This window comes from Stenotrophomonas koreensis, from assembly GCF_001431525.1.
In the GTDB taxonomy this organism is placed as follows: domain Bacteria; phylum Pseudomonadota; class Gammaproteobacteria; order Xanthomonadales; family Xanthomonadaceae; genus Stenotrophomonas; species Stenotrophomonas koreensis.
Map to the genome: position 1 here is coordinate 1 of NZ_LDJH01000018.1, position 17,988 is coordinate 17,988.

Annotated in this window: 16 protein-coding genes; 10 read left to right on the forward strand and 6 right to left on the reverse strand. The window is 67.1% G+C overall.

Features of this window, described 5'->3' with window-relative positions; translation table 11 throughout:
• Positions 1-310: hypothetical protein (locus ABB25_RS14860; protein WP_211259315.1), on the forward strand; the 310-nt coding region annotated here is incomplete at its 5' end.
• Positions 311-378: 68 nt separating this feature from the next.
• Entirely contained in the window at positions 379-726 is a 348-nt protein-coding gene (locus ABB25_RS10800; RefSeq protein WP_057666687.1) for an SH3 domain-containing protein, read from the forward strand.
• 70 nt (positions 727-796) lie between these two features.
• On the opposite strand, the gene fabB is transcribed toward ABB25_RS10800, so the two are convergent.
• The gene (gene fabB / locus ABB25_RS10805; RefSeq protein ID WP_057666690.1) at positions 797-2,008 is read right to left on the reverse strand and encodes a beta-ketoacyl-ACP synthase I; all 1,212 of its coding nucleotides are present in this window, start codon (positions 2,006-2,008) and stop codon (positions 797-799) included.
• A complete protein-coding gene (gene fabA / locus ABB25_RS10810) occupies positions 2,008-2,523 on the reverse strand; it encodes a 3-hydroxyacyl-[acyl-carrier-protein] dehydratase FabA (RefSeq protein ID WP_057666691.1) in 516 nt (171 codons plus the stop codon). Before fabA ends, fabB begins: the two co-directional genes overlap by 1 nt.
• A 183-nt stretch (positions 2,524-2,706) precedes the next feature.
• On the opposite strand from fabA, the gene dinB reads away from it, so the two are divergent.
• From dinB to ABB25_RS10825, 3 genes are all read left to right on the forward strand, one after another.
• The gene (gene dinB, locus ABB25_RS10815) at positions 2,707-3,819 is read left to right on the forward strand and encodes a DNA polymerase IV (protein WP_057666694.1); all 1,113 of its coding nucleotides are present in this window, start codon (positions 2,707-2,709) and stop codon (positions 3,817-3,819) included.
• A gap of 45 nt (positions 3,820-3,864) precedes the next feature.
• Complete coding sequence (gph, locus tag ABB25_RS10820) at positions 3,865-4,548, forward strand: phosphoglycolate phosphatase (RefSeq protein WP_057666695.1); 684 nt, start codon at positions 3,865-3,867, stop codon at positions 4,546-4,548.
• Between the two features lie 340 nt (positions 4,549-4,888).
• Entirely contained in the window at positions 4,889-5,488 is a 600-nt protein-coding gene (locus ABB25_RS10825; protein WP_057666697.1) for a histidine phosphatase family protein, read from the forward strand.
• 25 nt (positions 5,489-5,513) lie between these two features.
• Here the strand turns inward: ABB25_RS10825 and ABB25_RS10830 are convergent, their stop codons facing one another.
• Both ABB25_RS10830 and queD read right to left on the reverse strand, forming a co-directional pair.
• Positions 5,514-5,996 carry a GAF domain-containing protein gene (locus ABB25_RS10830; RefSeq protein WP_057666700.1) on the reverse strand — a complete coding sequence of 161 codons (483 nt, stop codon included), beginning with the start codon at positions 5,994-5,996 and terminating at the stop codon, positions 5,514-5,516.
• Between the two features lie 184 nt (positions 5,997-6,180).
• Positions 6,181-6,555 (reverse strand): 6-carboxytetrahydropterin synthase QueD, encoded by a 375-nt coding sequence (gene queD / locus ABB25_RS10835; protein WP_182621476.1) that lies wholly within the window; start codon positions 6,553-6,555, stop codon positions 6,181-6,183.
• 167 nt (positions 6,556-6,722) lie between these two features.
• Here queD and ABB25_RS10840 point away from each other — a divergent pair, with 167 nt between their 5' ends.
• The 3 genes from ABB25_RS10840 (at position 6,723) to ABB25_RS10850 (ending at position 13,068) form a co-directional block, all read left to right on the forward strand.
• The gene (locus tag ABB25_RS10840) at positions 6,723-9,374 is read left to right on the forward strand and encodes a TonB-dependent receptor plug domain-containing protein (RefSeq protein WP_057666701.1); all 2,652 of its coding nucleotides are present in this window, start codon (positions 6,723-6,725) and stop codon (positions 9,372-9,374) included.
• A gap of 72 nt (positions 9,375-9,446) precedes the next feature.
• Entirely contained in the window at positions 9,447-12,038 is a 2,592-nt protein-coding gene (locus ABB25_RS10845) for a M14 family zinc carboxypeptidase (RefSeq protein ID WP_425477331.1), read from the forward strand.
• 166 nt (positions 12,039-12,204) lie between these two features.
• The gene (locus ABB25_RS10850; protein ID WP_244477810.1) at positions 12,205-13,068 is read left to right on the forward strand and encodes a hypothetical protein; all 864 of its coding nucleotides are present in this window, start codon (positions 12,205-12,207) and stop codon (positions 13,066-13,068) included.
• Between the two features lie 243 nt (positions 13,069-13,311).
• On the opposite strand, the gene ABB25_RS10855 is transcribed toward ABB25_RS10850, so the two are convergent.
• Complete coding sequence (locus tag ABB25_RS10855; RefSeq protein WP_057666704.1) at positions 13,312-14,778, reverse strand: DEAD/DEAH box helicase; 1,467 nt, start codon at positions 14,776-14,778, stop codon at positions 13,312-13,314.
• Between the two features lie 341 nt (positions 14,779-15,119).
• On the opposite strand from ABB25_RS10855, the gene ABB25_RS10860 reads away from it, so the two are divergent.
• The gene (locus ABB25_RS10860; RefSeq protein ID WP_057666706.1) at positions 15,120-16,109 is read left to right on the forward strand and encodes a fumarylacetoacetate hydrolase family protein; all 990 of its coding nucleotides are present in this window, start codon (positions 15,120-15,122) and stop codon (positions 16,107-16,109) included.
• Entirely contained in the window at positions 16,106-16,774 is a 669-nt protein-coding gene (maiA, locus tag ABB25_RS10865) for a maleylacetoacetate isomerase (protein WP_057666708.1), read from the forward strand. Before ABB25_RS10860 ends, maiA begins: the two co-directional genes overlap by 4 nt.
• A gap of 67 nt (positions 16,775-16,841) precedes the next feature.
• Here the strand turns inward: maiA and ABB25_RS10870 are convergent, their stop codons facing one another.
• The gene (locus tag ABB25_RS10870) at positions 16,842-17,981 is read right to left on the reverse strand and encodes a PilT/PilU family type 4a pilus ATPase (protein ID WP_057666710.1); all 1,140 of its coding nucleotides are present in this window, start codon (positions 17,979-17,981) and stop codon (positions 16,842-16,844) included.
• Positions 17,982-17,988: the final 7 nt, after the last annotated feature.

The following is a 17,988-nucleotide window of genomic DNA, read 5'->3' on the forward strand; positions in this document are numbered from 1 at the left end:
GTGTCTTACGCGTACTGGCCGGGGCGGCGGCGGCGAGGGCGCGCGGGTCAATCGGGCGACTGTGCTGATCGCGGACCAAAGCGGCGCGAGAACTCGCTGCGCCCAAACACCTCGCGCCTGTTCCGTTGATCCGCTGCGATGCTCGGCACGCTCTACGGCTCGGGCAGGAGGAGCAAAATGCAACGGCAACGGCAACGGCAACGGCAACGGCAACGGCAACGGCAACGGCAACGGCAACGGCAACGGCAACGGCAACGGCAACGGCAACGGCAACGGCAACGGCAACGTCAGAGGTACTGCTTGTAGGTAGCGGGATTCAGTTGACAGTTCCGCAGGCAGGAGGATGCTTGCAGGGTCTCCGTCACCGATGCCTTTGCCATGCCCGGGCTGTTTACCCGCCTTGCCGCCTGTGCGGCCATCGTTGCCATTGTCCTGCTCTGCCAGCCACGGCGGGATGCCCCGGCGGTGACGGTCAGTGCCGGGGTCAACCTGCGGGAGGCGCCGGACGTGCGCGCGGCCAAGGTGGCCGTGCTGCCGGTGGGGACCGAAGTGGAACTGGGCACCTGCCTGGTCGACCGCAGCTGGTGCCGGGTCAGTGCCGGCAGCCAGAGTGGCTGGGCCTCGGCGCGCTACCTGAGCGCGGCCACGGACAATGGCCGCGTGCGCCTGGCCGAATCGGAGGAAGACCTGCGCGTGGCGGTGGAGCCGGGCAGCCGCACGGAGTGAGGCGACCCTTGGCAGGTATGAAAAAAGCCCGGCATGACCGGGCTTTTCAGTACTGCCAGATGGCGTCGGCTTACACGCGGCCGAGCACCAGGGTGGCGTTGGTGCCGCCGAAGCCGAAGCTGTTGGACATCACCACGTCCAGCTTGGCGTCGCGGCTTTCGCGCAGGATCGGGAAGCCTTCGGCGCGTTCGTCCAGGGTCTCGATGTTGGCCGAGCCGGCAACAAAACCGTCGCGCATCATCAGCAGGCAGAAGATCGCCTCGTGCACCGAGGCTGCGCCCAGCGAGTGGCCGGACAGTGCCTTGGTCGAGGAGATCTCCGGCACGTTGTCGCCGAACACTTCGCGCACCGCGCCCAGTTCGGTGACATCGCCCAGCGGGGTCGAGGTGCCGTGGGTATTGAGGTACTGCACGGTCGGGTTGCCGGCATTTTCCAGCGCCTGGCGCATGCAGCGCACCGCACCTTCGCCGGACGGGGCGACCATGTCGGCACCATCACTGGTGACGCCGTAGCCGAGCAGCTCGGCATAGATGGTGGCGCCACGGGCAACGGCGTGCTCGTACTCTTCCAGCACCAGCATGCCGCCGCCGCCGGCGATGACGAAGCCATCGCGGCTGGCGTCATACGGGCGCGAAGCGGTGGCCGGGGTGTCGTTGTAGCTGGTGGACAGCGCGCCCATCGCGTCGAACAGGCAGCTGGTGGTCCAGTGCAGGTCCTCGCCGCCACCGGCCAGCACGATGTCCTGGGCGCCGTGGCGGATCAGGTCGGCGCCGGCGCCGATGCAGTGGGCGCTGGTGGCGCAGGCAGCCGACAGCGAATAGCTGACGCCCTTGATCGACAGCGCAGTGGCCAGGTTGGCCGACACGGTGGAGCCCATCGTGCGCGGCACCATGTACGGGCCGACCTTGCGCACGCCGCGCTCGCGCATCAACGCGGCCGATTCCACCTGCCAGTGGCTGGAACCACCGCCGGAGCCGGCAATCAGGCCGGTACGCGGGTTGCTGACCTGCTCGGGCGTCAGCCCGGCATGGGCCACCGCATCGCGCGCGGCGATGTAGGCATAGGCCGCGGCCTCGCTCATGAAGCGCTTGAGCTTGCGGTCGATCTGCGCGTCCAGGTCGATGTCCACGCGGCCGCCAACCTGGCTGCGCATGCCGACTTCGGCGTGGTCTTCCAGCCGGGTGATGCCGGCGCGCTGCTCGCGCAGGGCGGCCGAGACGGTGTCCAGATCATTGCCCAGGCACGAGGTGATGCCCATTCCGGTGATGACGACGCGCCGCATCAGAAGTTCTCCGTCGAGGTGAACAGGCCGACCTTCAGGTCCTTGGCGGTGTAGATTTCGCGGCCATCGACCAGCATGCGGGCATCGGCCTGGGCCATCACCAGCTTGCGGTTGATCACCCGGCTGATTTCCAGCTCGTACTGCACCAGCTTGGCGTCCGGACGCACCTGGCCGGTGAACTTGACCTCGCCGCAGCCCAGCGCACGGCCGCGGCCGTTGGCACCGATCCAGGTCAGCCAGAAGCCGGTAAGCTGCCACATGGCATCCAGGCCCAGGCAGCCGGGCATCACCGGGTCACCGATGAAGTGGCAGCCGAAAAACCACAGGTCCGGCTTGATGTCCAGCTCCGCACGGATGTAGCCCTTGCCGTAGGCACCGCCCTCATCGCGGATGTCGGTGATGCGATCGAACATCAGCATCGGGTCATTGGGCAGGCGGCCCTTGTCGGGGCCAAACAGTTCGCCTCGTGCACTGGCCAGAAGGTGTTCACGATTGAACGCATGCAAACGGGTCATCAAGGGACAATCCAGACGGTTGGTTCGAGCGAGGAGAATGCGTCAGGGATCCGATTCAATCAATCGTTTCAATTGAACGGTGGCGTATGTTAACCGCTGTTCGCCGCCGTTTAGCGGATGTTTGCGCCGCATCGTTTGGCGACAATTGTAAGGACAAGTGTGCATTTGCCGCATTGAGGCAACATGTTGGCGACATTTCAGGATTGGGCAGTGAACTTCCAGCGCAAGATCATCCATGTCGACATGGACGCCTTCTACGCCTCGGTCGAGCAGCGCGATGATCCGGCTTTGCGCGGGCAGCCGGTGGTGGTGGCCTGGCGTGGCGCGCGTTCGGTGGTCTGCGCGGCCAGTTACGAGGCCCGTCAATACGGCGTGCGCTCGGCGATGCCGGCACTGCGCGCGGAGCGGCTGTGCCCGCAGGCGATCTTCGTGCCGCCGGATTTTTCCCGTTACAAGGCGGTGTCGCAGCAGATCCGGGCGATCTTCCGGCAGTACACGCCGCTGGTGGAGCCGTTGTCACTGGATGAGGCGTATCTGGATGTCAGCCACAGCCCGTGCTGCGGCGGGATTGCCACCGAGATGGCCCGCAGCATCCGCGAACAGATTTTCGCCACTACCGGGTTGACCGCCTCGGCCGGGATTGCGCCGAACAAGTTCATCGCCAAGATCGCCTCGGACTGGCGCAAGCCCAATGGCCAGTTCGTGGTTCCGCCGGGCCGCGTCGAGGCGTTCTTGACCGACCTGCCGGTGGCGCGGATTCCCGGGGTCGGCAAGGTGATGCAGGCGCGGCTGCAGCGGCTGCAGGTCAGCACCGTTGGTGAGCTGCGCAGCCTGCCGCTGGCGCAGCTGGAGGCCGAATTCGGCAGCTGGGGCCGGCGCCTGCACGAGCGCGCGCGCGGCATTGACGAACGTGCGGTGGAGCCGTTCTCGCCGGTGCAGTCCATATCCAGTGAGGACACCTTCGCCGAGGATCTGCGCCTGGAACAGCTGGAGCCGCCGATCATCGAGCAGGCCGCACGCACCTGGGCGGCGCGCGGCAAGACCGAGCGGGTGCCTCACACCGTGGTGCTCAAGCTCAAGACCGCCGACTTCCGCATCCTCACCCGCAGCTTCAGCCCGGAAACGCCACCGGCCTCGCAGGCGGTGCTTACCGAGATCGCACTGGCCCTGCGCGAGCGGGTCAACCTGCCGGCCGATACCCGCTACCGGCTGGTCGGGGTTGGACTGTCCGGTTTCCAGGACCCGGCGCCGATGGCGGTGCAGGGCGAGCTGTTTGCCAGCCCGGGCGAGCGCTGATTTTCCGATCGCAGCTAGACTGGCGGTTTTTTGCAGGAGCGGGACATGGCCATCGATGCGCTGGTGTTCGATCTGGACGGCACCCTGGTCGACAGTGCCGCCGATATCGCCGAGGCGGTCAACCGGCTGTTTGATGCGCTGGCCCTGCCACGGGTGGACGCGGCGCTGGTGCGTGGCTGGATCGGTGATGGCGTCAGCGCGCTGGTGGCCACTGCGCTGGCCCATCAACGCAGTGCGCTGGCACTGGAACAGGCGTTGCCGGTCTTCATGGCCGGTTACCACGATTGCCTGCTGCGCAGCCCGCAGCTGTATCCCGGGGTGGCCCCGGCCCTGGCCAGCCTGCAGCAGGCCGGCGTGCCGATGGCCATCTGCACCAACAAGCCGGTGGAGCTGGTGCCGCCGCTGCTGGCCCACCTGGGCATTGCCGGCCATTTCCCGGTGATTGTCGGCGGTGGCTCGCTGCCACAGCGCAAGCCGGACCCGGCACCGTTGCTGGCGGCGGCGCAGGGGCTTGGCGTGGCCGTGCAGAACTGCCTGATGGTCGGCGATTCGGCCACCGACCATGCCGCGGCCATCGCGGCGCAGATGCCGGTGGCGCTGGTGCGCTATGGCTACCCGCGTGGCCTGGATCTGGAGGCCGTGCCGAGTGTGGCGGTGGTGGATGATCTGCGCGCGCTGCTGCCACTGCTGGGGATCGCCGGGGCGGATGAGCTGCCTGCTGGCCGCTGAGTGCCTGCCCGGTGGCGCTGCTGCGGTCGGGATGGATGCCGGTGTCGGCGTCGTTGCGCTGTCTGCGCTGGCACTGGTGCAGCGCACGGGCGCCCTGGCCAGAACGCGGCCGGCGACTGGCCGCTGCACCGACAACGCGCACTGGCCCGGCATGGCGGTTGCCCCGGGCGGGCGGCACTGGGCAGCACCCTTGCGCGGCTGCAGCGAGGGTCATCGGTGCGGACAGCCGCAGTCGCGATGGTCGGCGCGATAGAATAGGCGCGTTCATCCATCACCGGTGCTTGTTGATGTTGCAGTTGGAAATGCCTTGCCTTGTGCGCGCGCGGCGCCGGGGCGTCCGGTGATTATCGATCTACTCTGCCACGCCGCCACCGGCCGCGACGGCTATCTGGATGGGCGCAAGGCGGTGGCACCGCTGCCCGGTGCGCTGGACGCGCTGTGCCGTGGCCATTGTGGAATCGGCTGGAGTGCGGTGATCAGTGCCCCCGGGCAGGCCTGTGTGGACAGCGCGCAGGCACTGGTGGCCGGTGCCGGCCTGGCCGTCACCGTCGATGCCGACTGGCGCGAGGTGGATTTTGGCGACTGGGACGGGATGCCGATCGATGTGCTCGACCCGGAGCAGCTGGCCGCGTTTTTTGATCCACCGCACGAGGCGGTTCCCCCCGGTGGGGAATCCTGGCAGGCGCGTGATGCGCGCCTGGAAGCGGCATTGGCCCGTCTGCTGGCCAGCGCACAGCAGGTGGATGGGATCAGCCTGCTGGTCGCCCAGCCCGGGCCGGTGCGCTGGCTGCTGTGGCGGCTGACCGGCGTGCCGTTTGAAGCCCTGTGGGGCCTGCGCATTGCCGAAGGCAGCCGCCTGCGTCTGGATGTGCGCTGTGGCAGCGACGGCGCGTGGGCCGAACTGGTCGAGCTGCGGCAGAGTCCGCCACTGCCGGGCTGAGCCCGGCAAGGCCGGCAAGCCGGGTTCAGCCCAGCGTGGCGACCCAGGCGGCGGCAATGGCCTCGATGCCGGCCTGATCGTCGGCATCAAAGCGTGCCGGCAGCGGGCTGTCGATATCGAGCACGCCGACCAGCTGGCCGTTGTGGACCAGCGGCACCACGATTTCCGAGCGGGAGGCGGCATCGCAGGCGATATGGCCGGGGAAAGCGTGCACGTCATCCACGCGCTGGGTCTGGCGGCTGCTGGCCGCCGCACCGCACACGCCCTTGTCCAGCGGGATGCGCACGCAGGCCGGCAGGCCCTGGAACGGCCCCACCACCAGCTCGGTGCCGTCAAAGAAATAGAAGCCGGCCCAGTTCAGGTCGGGCAGGGAATTGAACAGCAGCGCTGACAGGTTGGCCGCATTGGCGGTGCGGTCGTGCTCGCCGTACATCAGGCCACGGGCCTGCTCGAGCAGCTGGGCGTACTGTTCCGGCTTGCCGCCGGTAAGCGTGGAAGCGGTAAACATGGTGGTCGGTTCAGGGTTCTGGACGTGGAGGAGGCTGCGGCAATCGCCCGCCGGGCGGGTCTGGCACCGGCACAGGGTGGGGGCGTGCCTGCACGGATCAAGGGTGCCGGTTGTGCGCGCCGGCAGCATCCTCAGTTCACCGCACTGGCGATGCCGGCACTGACGGCGCTTCTGCCCCAGAGGCTCAGGCAGCGCCCGGGCCGAGGTAGCGACAGCCGGAGGTGCAGGTCTCGAAGATCTCCACCGCGCTGAGCTGTGGCAGGGACGGCTGCAGCTGCTGCCAGATCCAGATGGCCAGGTTCTCGCTGGTCGGATTTTCCAGCCCGGGAATGTCGTTGAGGTAGTTGTGGTCCAGTTGCGCGTAGATCGGCGCAAAGGCGGCCTTGATGTCGCCGAAATCGATGATCCAGCCGGTCTCGGCCGCCGGCTCGCCGCGTACCGCGATGCGGATCCGGAACGAATGCCCATGCAGGCGGCCGCACTTGTGGCCGGCCGGCACGTGCGGCAGGCGGTGGGCGGACTCGGCGATGAATTCTTTGAAGATTTCCATGCCGGCCATTGTAGCGGGGCCGGTGGGGGCGGCTGTTGGTTGCATTTGAAATACTTGTCCATCGCGATGGAGCGATATATATTTCGTTATATCCGTATGAAGCGATGTAATTGGCAGCCCCGGCTGCCGACATTGCCCAATACGGTCCTCTCCCCCGGTCATTGCGCTCTCTCCCCATGCCTGTACACGCCCCCCTCGTGCTGGCGGTCGCCGCCAGCCTCGCTGCCTCTTCCTCCATTGCCCATGCCGCCGACGTGCTGGCCGCTGACGCCGGCCCCGGACGCACCCTGGATGCGGTGCAGGTCACCGGTTCGAACATCAAGCGCACCGACACCGAAACCGCCAACCCGGTGCAGGTGATCGACCGCGAACAGATTGCTGCCTCCGGCAAGCAGACCACCGCCGAGCTGCTGCGCTCGATCTCGGCCAACACCGGTGGTGGCTCCAATGAAACCCAGAACTCGGGCTGGTCGTCGGGTGCGGCCGGCATCGGCCTGCGCGGGCTGAGCAGCAAGAACACCCTGATCCTGCTCAACGGCCGCCGCCTGGCCAACTACGGCTTCCCCAACGGCGGGTTGTCGGACACCTTCGTCAACATCAACGCCCTGCCGCTGGTGGCGGTGGAGCGCATCGAAGTGCTCAAGGACGGCGCCAGCGCGGTGTACGGCTCCGATGCGGTGGCCGGCGTGGTCAACATCATCACCCGCCAGGACTACCAGGGGCTGGAAGTGGGCGGCACTGCCGGCGTCTCCGGCGAGGGCGACATGGGCACCCAGAGTGCCAAGGTGGTCGGCGGTTTCGGTGACCTGGACGCGGACGGCTGGAACGTGCTGTTCTCGCTGGAAGGCTACAACCGTGAGCGCCTGGACCATGACCAGCGCGAGCTGACCGCCAGCGGTGATTACCGCCAGCTGCCCGGTGGCAGCCGCAGCGGTTGGTCGGCCAAGGGCGCCCGCCTGCTGGTCGGTGGTGCCTCGGTGCCGCTGCTCGACGCCAATGGCAACTGCCCTGAAGGCACCGTGCTCACCGCCAGCAAGCCGATTGATGGCCGTAACGGCGATACCTGCGCCTTCAACCTCAATGATTCCTCCACCTTGATCCCCTCGACCAAGCGCTGGCAGGCCTATGTCACCGGCACCAAGCGCCTGGGTGACAACGTGGAAGCGTTCGGCGAACTGCTCTACAGCGACCTGGAAGGCACCTCGTGGTTTGGCTCCAGCCCGTACTTCACCCTGGAATCTGGCCGCTTTGCACTCAATGCCGACACCGGCCTGGCCGAGCCGGTCAGTGCCATCCTGCCGGGCGCCAATCCGTACAACCCCTACGGCGTGGACACCGCGCTGGAATACACCTTCTTCAATTTCGGCCAGACGCTGAAAACCAACCGTTCCAAGGCCTTCCGTGCCTTGGCCGGTTTGCGCGGCAACACCGAGAACTGGGGCTGGGAAGTGGCCGCCTACCGTGCAGGCAGCAGCGAGCGCGAGCGCGTTTCCGGCGGCTTTGCCAACCGCTGGACGCTGGCCGATGCCCTGGCCAGTGGCAGCTACAACCTGCTCAACCCGTCGGCCACCCCGCAGGCGGTGATCGACAGCATCGCCCTGTCCACGGTGCGCCCGGCCGAATCGCGCCTGCTCGGCATCGACGCCAAGGCCACCCGCACCCTGGGTGAATTGACCCATGGCAGCGTCGGCTTTGCCACCGGCTACGAGTTCCGCCGCGAGAACCTGGACTCCTACAATCCGTGGCAGATCGATGCCGGCCTGCAGATCCGCCCGGCCATTGCCGAGGCCCATGGCGTGCGTGATGTGCATGCCGCCTACGCCGAGATCGTGCTGCCGCTGGCCCCGGGCCTGGAAGTGGACGCGGCCGCCCGTTTTGACCATTACGACGACTTTGGTGATGCCTTCTCGCCCAAGATCGGCATCCGTTACCAGCCGGCCGAGTGGGTGGTGCTGCGTGCCGCCGCCTCCAAGGGCTTCCGTGCCCCGAGCCTGTCGGAGAATGCGTCCTCGACGATGATCTCCTACACCACTTCCGGGGTCATCGACCCGTATGACCCGGACCAGCCGGGCCTGCGTGTCAGTCCGACCTTCTTCACCATCGGCAACACCGAGCTGGCTCCGGAAAAGACCCAGACCTTCAATGCTGGCGCCGTGTTCTCGCCATGGGAAGGCGGTTCGCTGAGCGTGGATTACTACCGAATCGAAGTGGACAACGTGATCGGCTCGGGCAACACCACCACGCTGATTGCCGAGAACAACCCGGCCAACGTGCTGCGCGATGCCAATGGCAAGCTGCAGGCCGTCTACAACCGCTACCAGAACCTCTCCGAGCTGCAGACCTCCGGTATCGACATCGAGGCGCGCCAGCGTTGGGACACCAGTGCCTACGGCAGCTTCGGCATCAGTACCGCGCTGAGCCATGTCATTGCCTACGAGCGCCCGCAGGTCATCGGTGGTGCGCTGGTCGATTACGCCGGCTCCAACCGCGGCTCGACCCTGCCCGACACCAAGGCCACCACCACCGCCGACTGGTCGCATGGCAACTGGCGCACCGCCCTGACTTGGTACTACACCGCCGGCTATCAGCAGCGTGCCAGCGCGGCTGCCTCCGCCCTGCAGGAAGACGTGGCCAGCTACAGCCAGCTGGACTTGTATGTGGGCTACACCGGGTTTGAAAACCTGAGCCTGTACGCCAAGGTGCAGAACCTGGGTGACCGCACCCCGCCGTTTGATGCGTCCTACCCGGGTATCCGTGCACCGTATGACTTCGGCCAGTACGACCTGCGCGGCCGCTACGTGACCATCGGATTCGACTACCGCTTCTGATCCAGCCAGCCCCGGCGCACGCAACGCCGGGGCGTTCCTGCATGGCCCGCCCATGCTGCAAGGGGGAAACCTGTGACGTTGTGCAAACACCTGGCCCGCGTGGCCGCACCGGCCGCGCTGGCCCTGGCCCTGCTGGCCACACCGGCGCTGGCCCAGCCCCGTCCGAGCGTGGTCGACCCGGTCGGCTACTACTTCCCGCAAGGGGCGAGGCTGGATCCGGCCATTCCCAGCCCGCAGCAGTTCCTGGGCTATCCGGTCGGCAGCCGCTACACCCGGCATGACCGCCTGGTGGCCTACTTCGAGCAACTGGCAAAGGTGTCTGACCGGGTGCAGCTCGAGCACATCGGCCAGAGCTATGAAGGCCGCCCGCTGCTGCTGGTGACCATTTCCTCGCCCGCCAACCTGGCCCGGCGGGAGAGCATCAAGGCCCAGCGCCAGCAGCTGGTGGACCCGGCCGCGCCGATCCCGGCCGATGCCCCGGCCGTGGCCTGGCTGGCCTACAGCGTGCACGGCAACGAGACCTCCGGTGGCGAAGCGGCGCTGCTGACGGCCTATTACCTGGCCGCCAGCCAGGACGCCCAGACGCAGCATTGGCTGGACAACGCGGTGGTGGTGATCGACCCGGCACAGAACCCGGACGGCCGCGACCGCGCGGCCAACTGGCACAACGCCTGGGGGTCAAGCCCGGCTTCCAGCGACCCGGCTGACCGCGAGCATGTGGAGCCGTTCCCGGGCGGGCGCTTCAACCACTACCTGACCGATCTCAACCGCGACTGGCTGGCCATTGGCCAGGAAGACACCCGGCCGAAGATCAATCACTTCCACCAGTGGTATCCCAACGTCCAGATCGATTTCCACGAGATGGGCAAGGACTCGACCTACTACTTCGAGCCGTCCCCGGAAAGCATGGAGTCGCCGCTGCTGCCCAAGAGCAGCTTCCAGGCCAACCACTGGCTGGCCCGCTTCCATGCCCAGGCACTGGATGCGCTTGGCTCGCTGTATTACACCGGCGAAACCTTCGACAACTTCTCGCCGATCTTCGGCTCCACCTACCCGGATTTCCACGGCGCGGTGGGGGTGACCGTGGAACAAGCTTCCTCGCGCGGCCTGGTGCAGGAATCGGTCAACGGGCCGCTGCATTTTGATTTCACCGTGCGCAACCAGCTGGCCATTGGCCTGGCCAGCGTGCGCGGCGCCGTGGAAGACAAGGATCGCCTGTTCGCGCTGCAGAAGGATTTCTACAAAAGTGCCCTGAAGCAGGCGGCCGATTACGGAGTGCGTGACTGGGTATTCGGTGATGCCAGTGATCCGGCGCTGAGTCGCCGCTTGCTCGATCGCCTGCTGGCTCACCGCATCGAAGTGCGCGAGCTTTCGCGCGAAGTGACCATCGATGGCAAGCGCTACCAGCCGGGCAGCGCCTGGGTGGTGCCGGCGCGGCAGCCGCAGTTCCGTTTGGCCCATGCGATCTTTGAGTTCACCCCGCCGGTGGAAGGTGATGTGTTCTACAACGGTACGTCCTACGCGGTGGCGCCGGCCTATGGCCTGCAGTACGCGGCCAGCCGCTCGGCCTTGCCCGCCGGTGCGGCGGTGACCGCGGTGCCGGCCGCACAGGGCGGTGTCGTGGGTGGTGCGGCGGGCTATGCCTACAGCGTGGACCTGCGTGACTTCGGTGCCTACCGTGTGGTCGGCGACCTGCACCGTGCCGGTGTGCGCCTGCGTGCGGCCTTTGCCCCGTTCCAGACCGGCGGTGATATCGAGCATGGCCACGGGACGGTGGTGGTGCCGGTGGCTGGGCAGGCCCTGGATGCTGCCGCGCTGCATGCGCGCATTGACGAGTTCGGCCGCCAGCACGGCGTGCGCATCCACTCCCTGGCCACCGGGCGCAGCAGCGCCGGTGTGGACCTGGGCAGTGACAACGTACGTGCGCTGCGTGCACCGGCCATCGCCCTGGTGATGGGCGAAGGGGTGAGCGCGCCGGAAATCGGCTCGGCCTGGTTTGCCTTTGACCAACACCTAGGCCTGCCCAGCAGCAAGCTCGAGCCGGCCCAGCTCGGCCGTGTCGACCTGTCGCGCTACACCTCCATCGTGCTGGCCGGGGGCAACTATGCCGCTGTGCCGGAAGCCGCGGTCAAGGCACTGAAGGACTGGGTGGCGGCCGGTGGCTCGCTGGTCACCTGGGGCAGCGGCGCGCGCTGGGCGGTGGAGCAGGGCCTGGCCACCGCGGCGATCAAGCCTGGCGACAAGCCGGCGGTCGAGCGGTTGGATTTCGGCAGCCAGCGCGATGTGTTCGCGCTGCGCCGGGTCAGCGGCAACATCCTCAGTGCCGATATCGACCTGAGCCACCCGCTGGCCTTCGGCCTGCAGCAGCGCGCCATCCATGTGAACAAGGAAACCGGGCTGGTGTTCGAGGCCAATCCCAATGCCTACCTCAACGTGGTGCGCATCGACGACAAGCCGAAGGTCAATGGCTACCTGAGTGCGCCCAATCTGGCCCGGGTGGCTGGCTCCACCTTCGCCCAGGTGGTGCCGGTGGGGCAGGGCAACGTGGTGGTGTTCGCCGATGACCCGGTGCACCGCAAGTACTGGCACGGTACCGAGCGTCTGCTGCTCAATGCCGTACTGTTCGGCAACCACCTCAACCCGATCCGCCAGCGCGGGGAGTAGGGCCGGCGTTGCAGCGGCCCCGGCCGCGACCAGGAACCGCAAAGGCCGGGCATTGCCCGGCCTTTGTCGGTTTTCGTGGTGCCGCCACTTGTTCTGGCCCATGGCCGCGGCCGTGGCCGAGCATGGACGCCGGGCAGGAAACCGGCTGATGTGCATGAAGCAAGGAATGCGATTGTGGATCCTCGCGGGGGCGGTGTTGTTGCTGCCACTGCTGGCCTGTGGCGAGCGCAAGGCGCAGGCACAGACGTCGGTGTCGATCACCCAGACCAATGAGCCGGGCTGCACCCGGCAGCGCAGCCTCGGCCCGCAGGACCCTTTCCAGAACCCGCCGCCGCTCAAGCAGGCCTGCGTCGGGCCTTATCTGCTGGAGATCCCACAGCACCTGTTTTACCGCCAGATGGGCACCGAGTTTGATGGTAGTTTCGGCCTGGTGCTGCAGTATCCGGGCCTGCAGCCGTTCGCGCCGGGCGAGCGGATGAACCTCAAGCTGGACGTGTCCATGCGCACGGTGGCCTTTGATTACCGCTATATCGACCGCATCGAGCTGCACCAGGCCATGCGCAATGCCTATATCCCGATCTGGGGCGACCCAGAAGATCCTTCAAGAACGCTGGAGGGGCGCATCGTCGGCGAGTCGGTATACGGTCTGCTGCCTTACTACGCCGACCTGCCGCGTATCCGTGCCTACAAAGCCCGCCAGGGCATGCGCGCCGATGCTCCGGTGATGAAGGCGGACTGGCACCAGGATTGGTTCATTACCCGCGATGCGGCCGGCGAGGTGGACCGGTTGATCCGCTGCACCTCGCGTGAGGTCGGCGGCACCGGGGTGGTGTTCCGTGATGGGCTGATGTATCGGGATCGCGGCACCCCGTATTCCGAATGCACGCATCAATTCATGCTGCCCGAGCACAGCACGCTGGTGCGCATCACCTACGTAAGGCTCGGACTGAAGGACTGGCAGCAGATCGAGGACAAGGCGCGCGCCCTGTTCTTTGACCACTTGGTATCACCCGTGCAACGCCCGTCGTGACCCGCGGATGGCCTGGATCACCGGCAACTGGCAGCAAGATGTTGATGGTCTGGTGCGACCGTGCCTGCAGGCAGGTTCTGGGCGTTGGCAACAGAAAAGGTGGCGCACGTGACCCCGGCTGAACCCGCAGGACGGGGCATGGCATTGGCGTGAGCCCGTCTTGCCGCAGGCTGGCAACGACAAAGGCCGGGCATTGCCCGGCCTTTGTCTGTTCAGCAGCGTGACGCGTTGGCGCGGCAGCTGTCAGCCGGCGGTGCGCGGACCGCGGTTGCCGCCATTGCCGCTGCTGCGGCCACGCGGGGCGCTGGTGCGCTGGCCGCTGCGCGCGGCCCCCTCACGGCGTTCGCCGCGCGGGCTGCCCGGCTGGCCGGCATGGGCGGAGGCGCCACCGGCACTGCGGCGCTGGCCCGGCTGGGCATCGCCACGGCCGCGGCCGCTGCCTTCATGCCCGCGGCCACGGCCGCCGGCCGGGCGTGGGGCATTGCCGCCGTTGCCGCGGCGCGGTGGACGTTCGCCACCGGCCACTTCGGCCTTGCCCGGTGCGCTGTTGCCCCAGCGGATCGGGGTCTGCGGCACGAAGCCCGGCACATCGCTGATGTCCATGTCCTTGCCCAGCAGGCGCACGATCTGGCGCAGGTACTTGGCATCTTCCTGGGCAACCAGCGAGATTGCCTCGCCGGTGGCGCCGTTGCGGCCGGTACGGCCGATACGGTGCACATAGTCCTCGGCCACCATCGGCAGGTCGTAGTTGATGACCTTGGGCAGCTCGTTGATGTCGATGCCACGGGCAGCGATATCGGTGGCCACCAGCACCGTCACGCGGCCGGCCTTGAAGTCACCCAGGGCACGCAGGCGCTGACCCTGGCTCTTGTTGCCGTGGATCGCGGCCGTCTTGATGCCGCTTTTTTCCAGGAACAGGGCCAGTTTGTCGCTGCCGTGCTTGGTCTTGGCAAACACCAGGGTCTGCACGCGCGAATCCTCGGCCAGCAGATGCAGCAGCAGGTCGCGCTTGCGCGCGGTGTCCACCGGGTGCACGCGGTGGGTGATGGTCTCGGCCACCGTGTTCTTCGGGGTCACCTGGATCTGCACGGGGTTGCGCATGAACTCCAGCGCCAGTTCCTTGATCGGCTCGGCGAAGGTGGCCGAGAACAGCAGGGTCTGGCGGTTCTGGCGCGGCAGCTTGGCCAGGATGCGCTTGATCGAAGGCAGAAAGCCCATGTCGAGCATGCGGTCGGCCTCGTCCAGCACCAGGATCTCGATCCCGGACAGGTCGATCGAGCGGCGCTCCAGGTGGTCGATCAGGCGGCCCGGGCAGGCCACCAGCAGGTCCACGCCACGGCGCAGCACGTCCAGCTGGTTGCCCATGCCGACACCGCCGTAGATCACCGCGCTGGGGATGCGCAGGTACTTGGAGTAGCTGCGCAGGCTGTCATGCACCTGGGTGGCCAGCTCGCGGGTCGGGGCCAGTACCAGCACGCGCGGCTTGCGCGGACCGTTGCCCACGACCTGCGGCGAGGTACCCAGGTGCTGCAGCAACGGCAGGCCGAAGGCGGCGGTCTTGCCAGTGCCGGTCTGGGCGCCGGCGAGCAGGTCGCGGCCTTCCAGCGCCAGCGGGATGGCCTGCTCCTGGATCGGAGTCGGGGTGTCGTAGCCCTGCTCGGCCAGCGCACGCAGCAGGAAGGGCGCAAGGCCCAGCGATTCAAAGGACATGGGAGTTCCAATAGGGGTAACGCTGGCGCCGGATGGCGCAGCGTGTGGGCCGTATGGCCGCGGCCGTGGCAGCGTTCCCGTGAACCGCGCTGCGGGCTGGTGAAGGCAGCCGGCGCGGACGCGCAGCGGCTGGGTTGCGGACGAACAGCGTCGGAGTGGGGGCGGGCGCTGGAGCTTGGGCTCCACGGCGCCGGCGGTCCCGGCAGGGAAACGGACGGCCGTTGCAAACCGGGCAAGTGTACCGGAAGTTGTCCCCTTTCACGACTGCTGCGCTGCAGAGGGCGATTTGCCGTTCATCTGGTTACACTTGAAACCTATTGATCGATCAGGCCGGAGGGGCGATGAAACTGGGTTCGTTGAAGCAGGGTGGGCGCGATGGCAGCCTGATTGTGGTCAGCCGTGACCTGAGCCGTGCGGTGTCGGCCGCTGGCATTGCCGCGACCCTGCAGCAGGCGCTGGACAACTGGGCTACCGCCGCCCCGCAGCTGCAGGCGTTGTACGAGCGGCTGCAGGCCGGCAGCGCCGAGGGTGCGTTCGACCTGGACATGACCGCGCTGGCGGCGCCGCTGCCGCGTGCCTACGAGTTCGTCGATGGCAGCGCCTACCTGCCGCACGTTGAACGTGTGCGCCGCGCCCGTGGGGCCGAGGTGCCGGCCAGCTTCTACACCGATCCGCTGATGTACCAGGCCACCAGCGCCGGTTTCTACGGCCCGCGCGACCCGGTACAGGTGCCCAGTGCCGAGTACGGCATCGACCTGGAAGCAGAAATCGTGGTGATCACCGATGACGTGCCGATGGCCGTGAGCGCCGAACAGGCCGCTGCGCATATCCAGCTCATTGGCCTGGTCAATGACGTGTCCCTGCGCAACCTGATTCCCGGCGAGCTGGCCAAGGGCTTTGGTTTTCTGCAGTCCAAGCCGCGTTCGGCGCTGAGCCCGGTGTTTGTCACTCCCGACGAGCTTGGTGATGCCTGGCGTGACTGCAAGCTGCACCTGCCGTTGCTGACCCACATCAATGGCAAGTGGTTCGGCGCGCCCGAGGCCGGGGTGGACATGCAGTTCAACTTCGCCCAGCTGGTGGCGCATGCGGCCAGGACCCGTCCACTGACGGCCGGCACCATTGTCGGCTCGGGCACCATTGCCAATGAGGACACCGGCAAGGGCGCCTCCTGCTTTGCCGAGCAGCGCGTGGTGGAAACCCTGCGCGATGGCCAGCCCAGCACGCCGTTCATGAACTTTGGCGATGTGGTGCGGATTGAAATGCTCGATGCGCAGGGCAACAGCCTGTTCGGTGCGATCGAGCAGCAGATCACCCAGGTGCCGTCGGCATGACCGCCCCGGCGCTGGTGCTGCATGGTTACTGGCGGTCCAGCGCCGCCTACCGGGTGCGTATCGGCCTGGGCCTGAAGGGCCTGGTCTGGCAGGACCGGCCCGTGCACCTGGTGCGCGATGGTGGTGAACAGCATGGTGCTGCGCATGTGGCGCTCAATCCGCAGCAGCTGGTACCGGTGCTCGAGCACGCTGGCCGGGTGCTGACCCAGTCATTGGCGATCCTGGAGTATCTGGACGAGGCCTTTCCCGGTACCCCGGCGCTGTTGCCGGCCGACCCGGCAGGCCGGGCGCAGGTGCGCGCGCTGGCCCAGCTGATTGCCTGTGACGTGCATCCGCTGAACAACCTGCGGGTGATGCAGTACCTCGGCCGTGAGCTGGCCGCAGATGAGGCCGCGCGTGCCCGCTGGACCGCGCACTGGATGGAGGAAGGCTTTGCGGCGATGGAAACCCTGCTGGCACAGCGCTCGCCGCCGGGGGACTTCTGTCATGGCGACCGCCCCGGGCAGGCTGATTGCTGCCTGGTGCCGCAGCTCTACAACGCCCGCCGTTTCGGGGTGGACCTGGGCCGCTACCCGCGCCTGCTGCAGATCGAACAGGCCTGCCTGGCGCTGCCGGCCTTTGCCGCGGCCGCGCCCGAGGCCCAGCCCGACGCGGTAGCGGTGTGATGTGACAGTCAGGCCCGGCCCCGCGTAAGCGAGGGCCGGGCCAGGACAGATCGCGCTGGCGGCTCGCTCAGAACCCGCTGCCGAACTTGATGCCGCCGGCACCGGCGGGGGCGTCATAGTCGGCATACGGGTCATGTTCGGCATCGGCGCCCTCGGACAGGCGGAACTTCAGCGCCAGGCCGTCGCGCGAATCGGCGGCATTCAGGGCGGCCTCCAGTTCGATCAGGCCCTCCTTGACCATCCGGAACAGGCATTGGTCGAAGGTCTCCATGCCCTGTTCCAGCGAGGTTTCCATCGCGGCCTTGACCTCGTGGACCTCGCCCCGGCGCAGCAGGTCACGGATCAGCGGGGTGTTGAGCAGCACCTCGGTGGCCGGCCGGCGACGACCGTCCACGCCCTTGATCAGACGCAGGCTGATCACCCCGCGCAGGTTCAAGGCCAGGTTCATCAGCACGTTCTTGTGCGCGCTTTCCGGGAAGAAGTTCAGGATGCGCTCGATCGCCTGGTCAGCGTTGTTGGAGTGCAGCGTCGCCAGGCACAGGTGGCCGGTTTCGGCAAATGCAATGGCTGCCTCCATCGTGGTCGCATCCAGGATCTCGCCGATCAGGATCACGTCCGGGGCCTCACGCATCGCGTTTTTCAGTGCGTTGTGGAAGGCATGGGTGTCCAGCCCGACCTCGCGCTGGTTGACGATGGACTGCTTGTGCTTGTGCAGGAACTCGATCGGGTCCTCGATGGTGAGGATGTGCCCGGTCGAGGTGGAATTGCGGTGGTCGATCATCGAGGCCAGCGCGGTCGACTTGCCCGAGCCGGTCGAACCGACCACCAGCACCAGCCCGCGCGGGGACATGATCACGTCCTTCAGCACCGGTGGCAGGTTGAGCTCTTCGATCGTCGGGATCTGGCTCTTGATCGCACGGATCACCATGCCCACTTCGCCACGCTGCTTGAACACGTTGACGCGGAAGCGCCCGGCCTCGGCCACCGAGATGGCCATGTTGAATTCCAGGTCGCGCTCGAACTGCGGCACCTGGCCTTCGTCCATCAGCGAGTAGGCGATTTTCTTGACCATGCCCGGCGGCAGCCCGGTGCTGCCGAGCGGGTAAAGCTTGCCTTCGATCTTGATGTACACCGGCGCGCCGGTGGTCAAGAACATGTCCGAGGCGTTTTTTTCGGTCATCAGCTTCAGGAAGTAGCCGATATCCATGCGCAAT

Bases quoted from the DNA above. Each gene is read 5' to 3' on its own strand.
- ABB25_RS10870 (WP_057666710.1), bottom strand. From the start codon at position 17,981: ATGGATATCGGCTACTTCCTGAAGCTGATGACCGAAAAAAACGCCTCG.
- ABB25_RS10800 (WP_057666687.1), top strand. From the start codon at position 379: ATGCCCGGGCTGTTTACCCGCCTTGCCGCCTGTGCGGCCATCGTTGCC.
- gph (WP_057666695.1), top strand. From the start codon at position 3,865: ATGGCCATCGATGCGCTGGTGTTCGATCTGGACGGCACCCTGGTCGAC.
- queD (WP_182621476.1), bottom strand. From the start codon at position 6,555: ATGGCCGGCATGGAAATCTTCAAAGAATTCATCGCCGAGTCCGCCCAC.
- fabA (WP_057666691.1), bottom strand. From the start codon at position 2,523: ATGACCCGTTTGCATGCGTTCAATCGTGAACACCTTCTGGCCAGTGCA.
- ABB25_RS10855 (WP_057666704.1), bottom strand. From the start codon at position 14,778: ATGTCCTTTGAATCGCTGGGCCTTGCGCCCTTCCTGCTGCGTGCGCTG.
- ABB25_RS10860 (WP_057666706.1), top strand. From the start codon at position 15,120: ATGAAACTGGGTTCGTTGAAGCAGGGTGGGCGCGATGGCAGCCTGATT.
- ABB25_RS10840 (WP_057666701.1), top strand. From the start codon at position 6,723: ATGCCTGTACACGCCCCCCTCGTGCTGGCGGTCGCCGCCAGCCTCGCT.
- ABB25_RS10830 (WP_057666700.1), bottom strand. From the start codon at position 5,996: ATGTTTACCGCTTCCACGCTTACCGGCGGCAAGCCGGAACAGTACGCC.
- fabB (WP_057666690.1), bottom strand. From the start codon at position 2,008: ATGCGGCGCGTCGTCATCACCGGAATGGGCATCACCTCGTGCCTGGGC.
- dinB (WP_057666694.1), top strand. From the start codon at position 2,707: ATGTTGGCGACATTTCAGGATTGGGCAGTGAACTTCCAGCGCAAGATC.
- maiA (WP_057666708.1), top strand. From the start codon at position 16,106: ATGACCGCCCCGGCGCTGGTGCTGCATGGTTACTGGCGGTCCAGCGCC.
- ABB25_RS10850 (WP_244477810.1), top strand. From the start codon at position 12,205: ATGCGATTGTGGATCCTCGCGGGGGCGGTGTTGTTGCTGCCACTGCTG.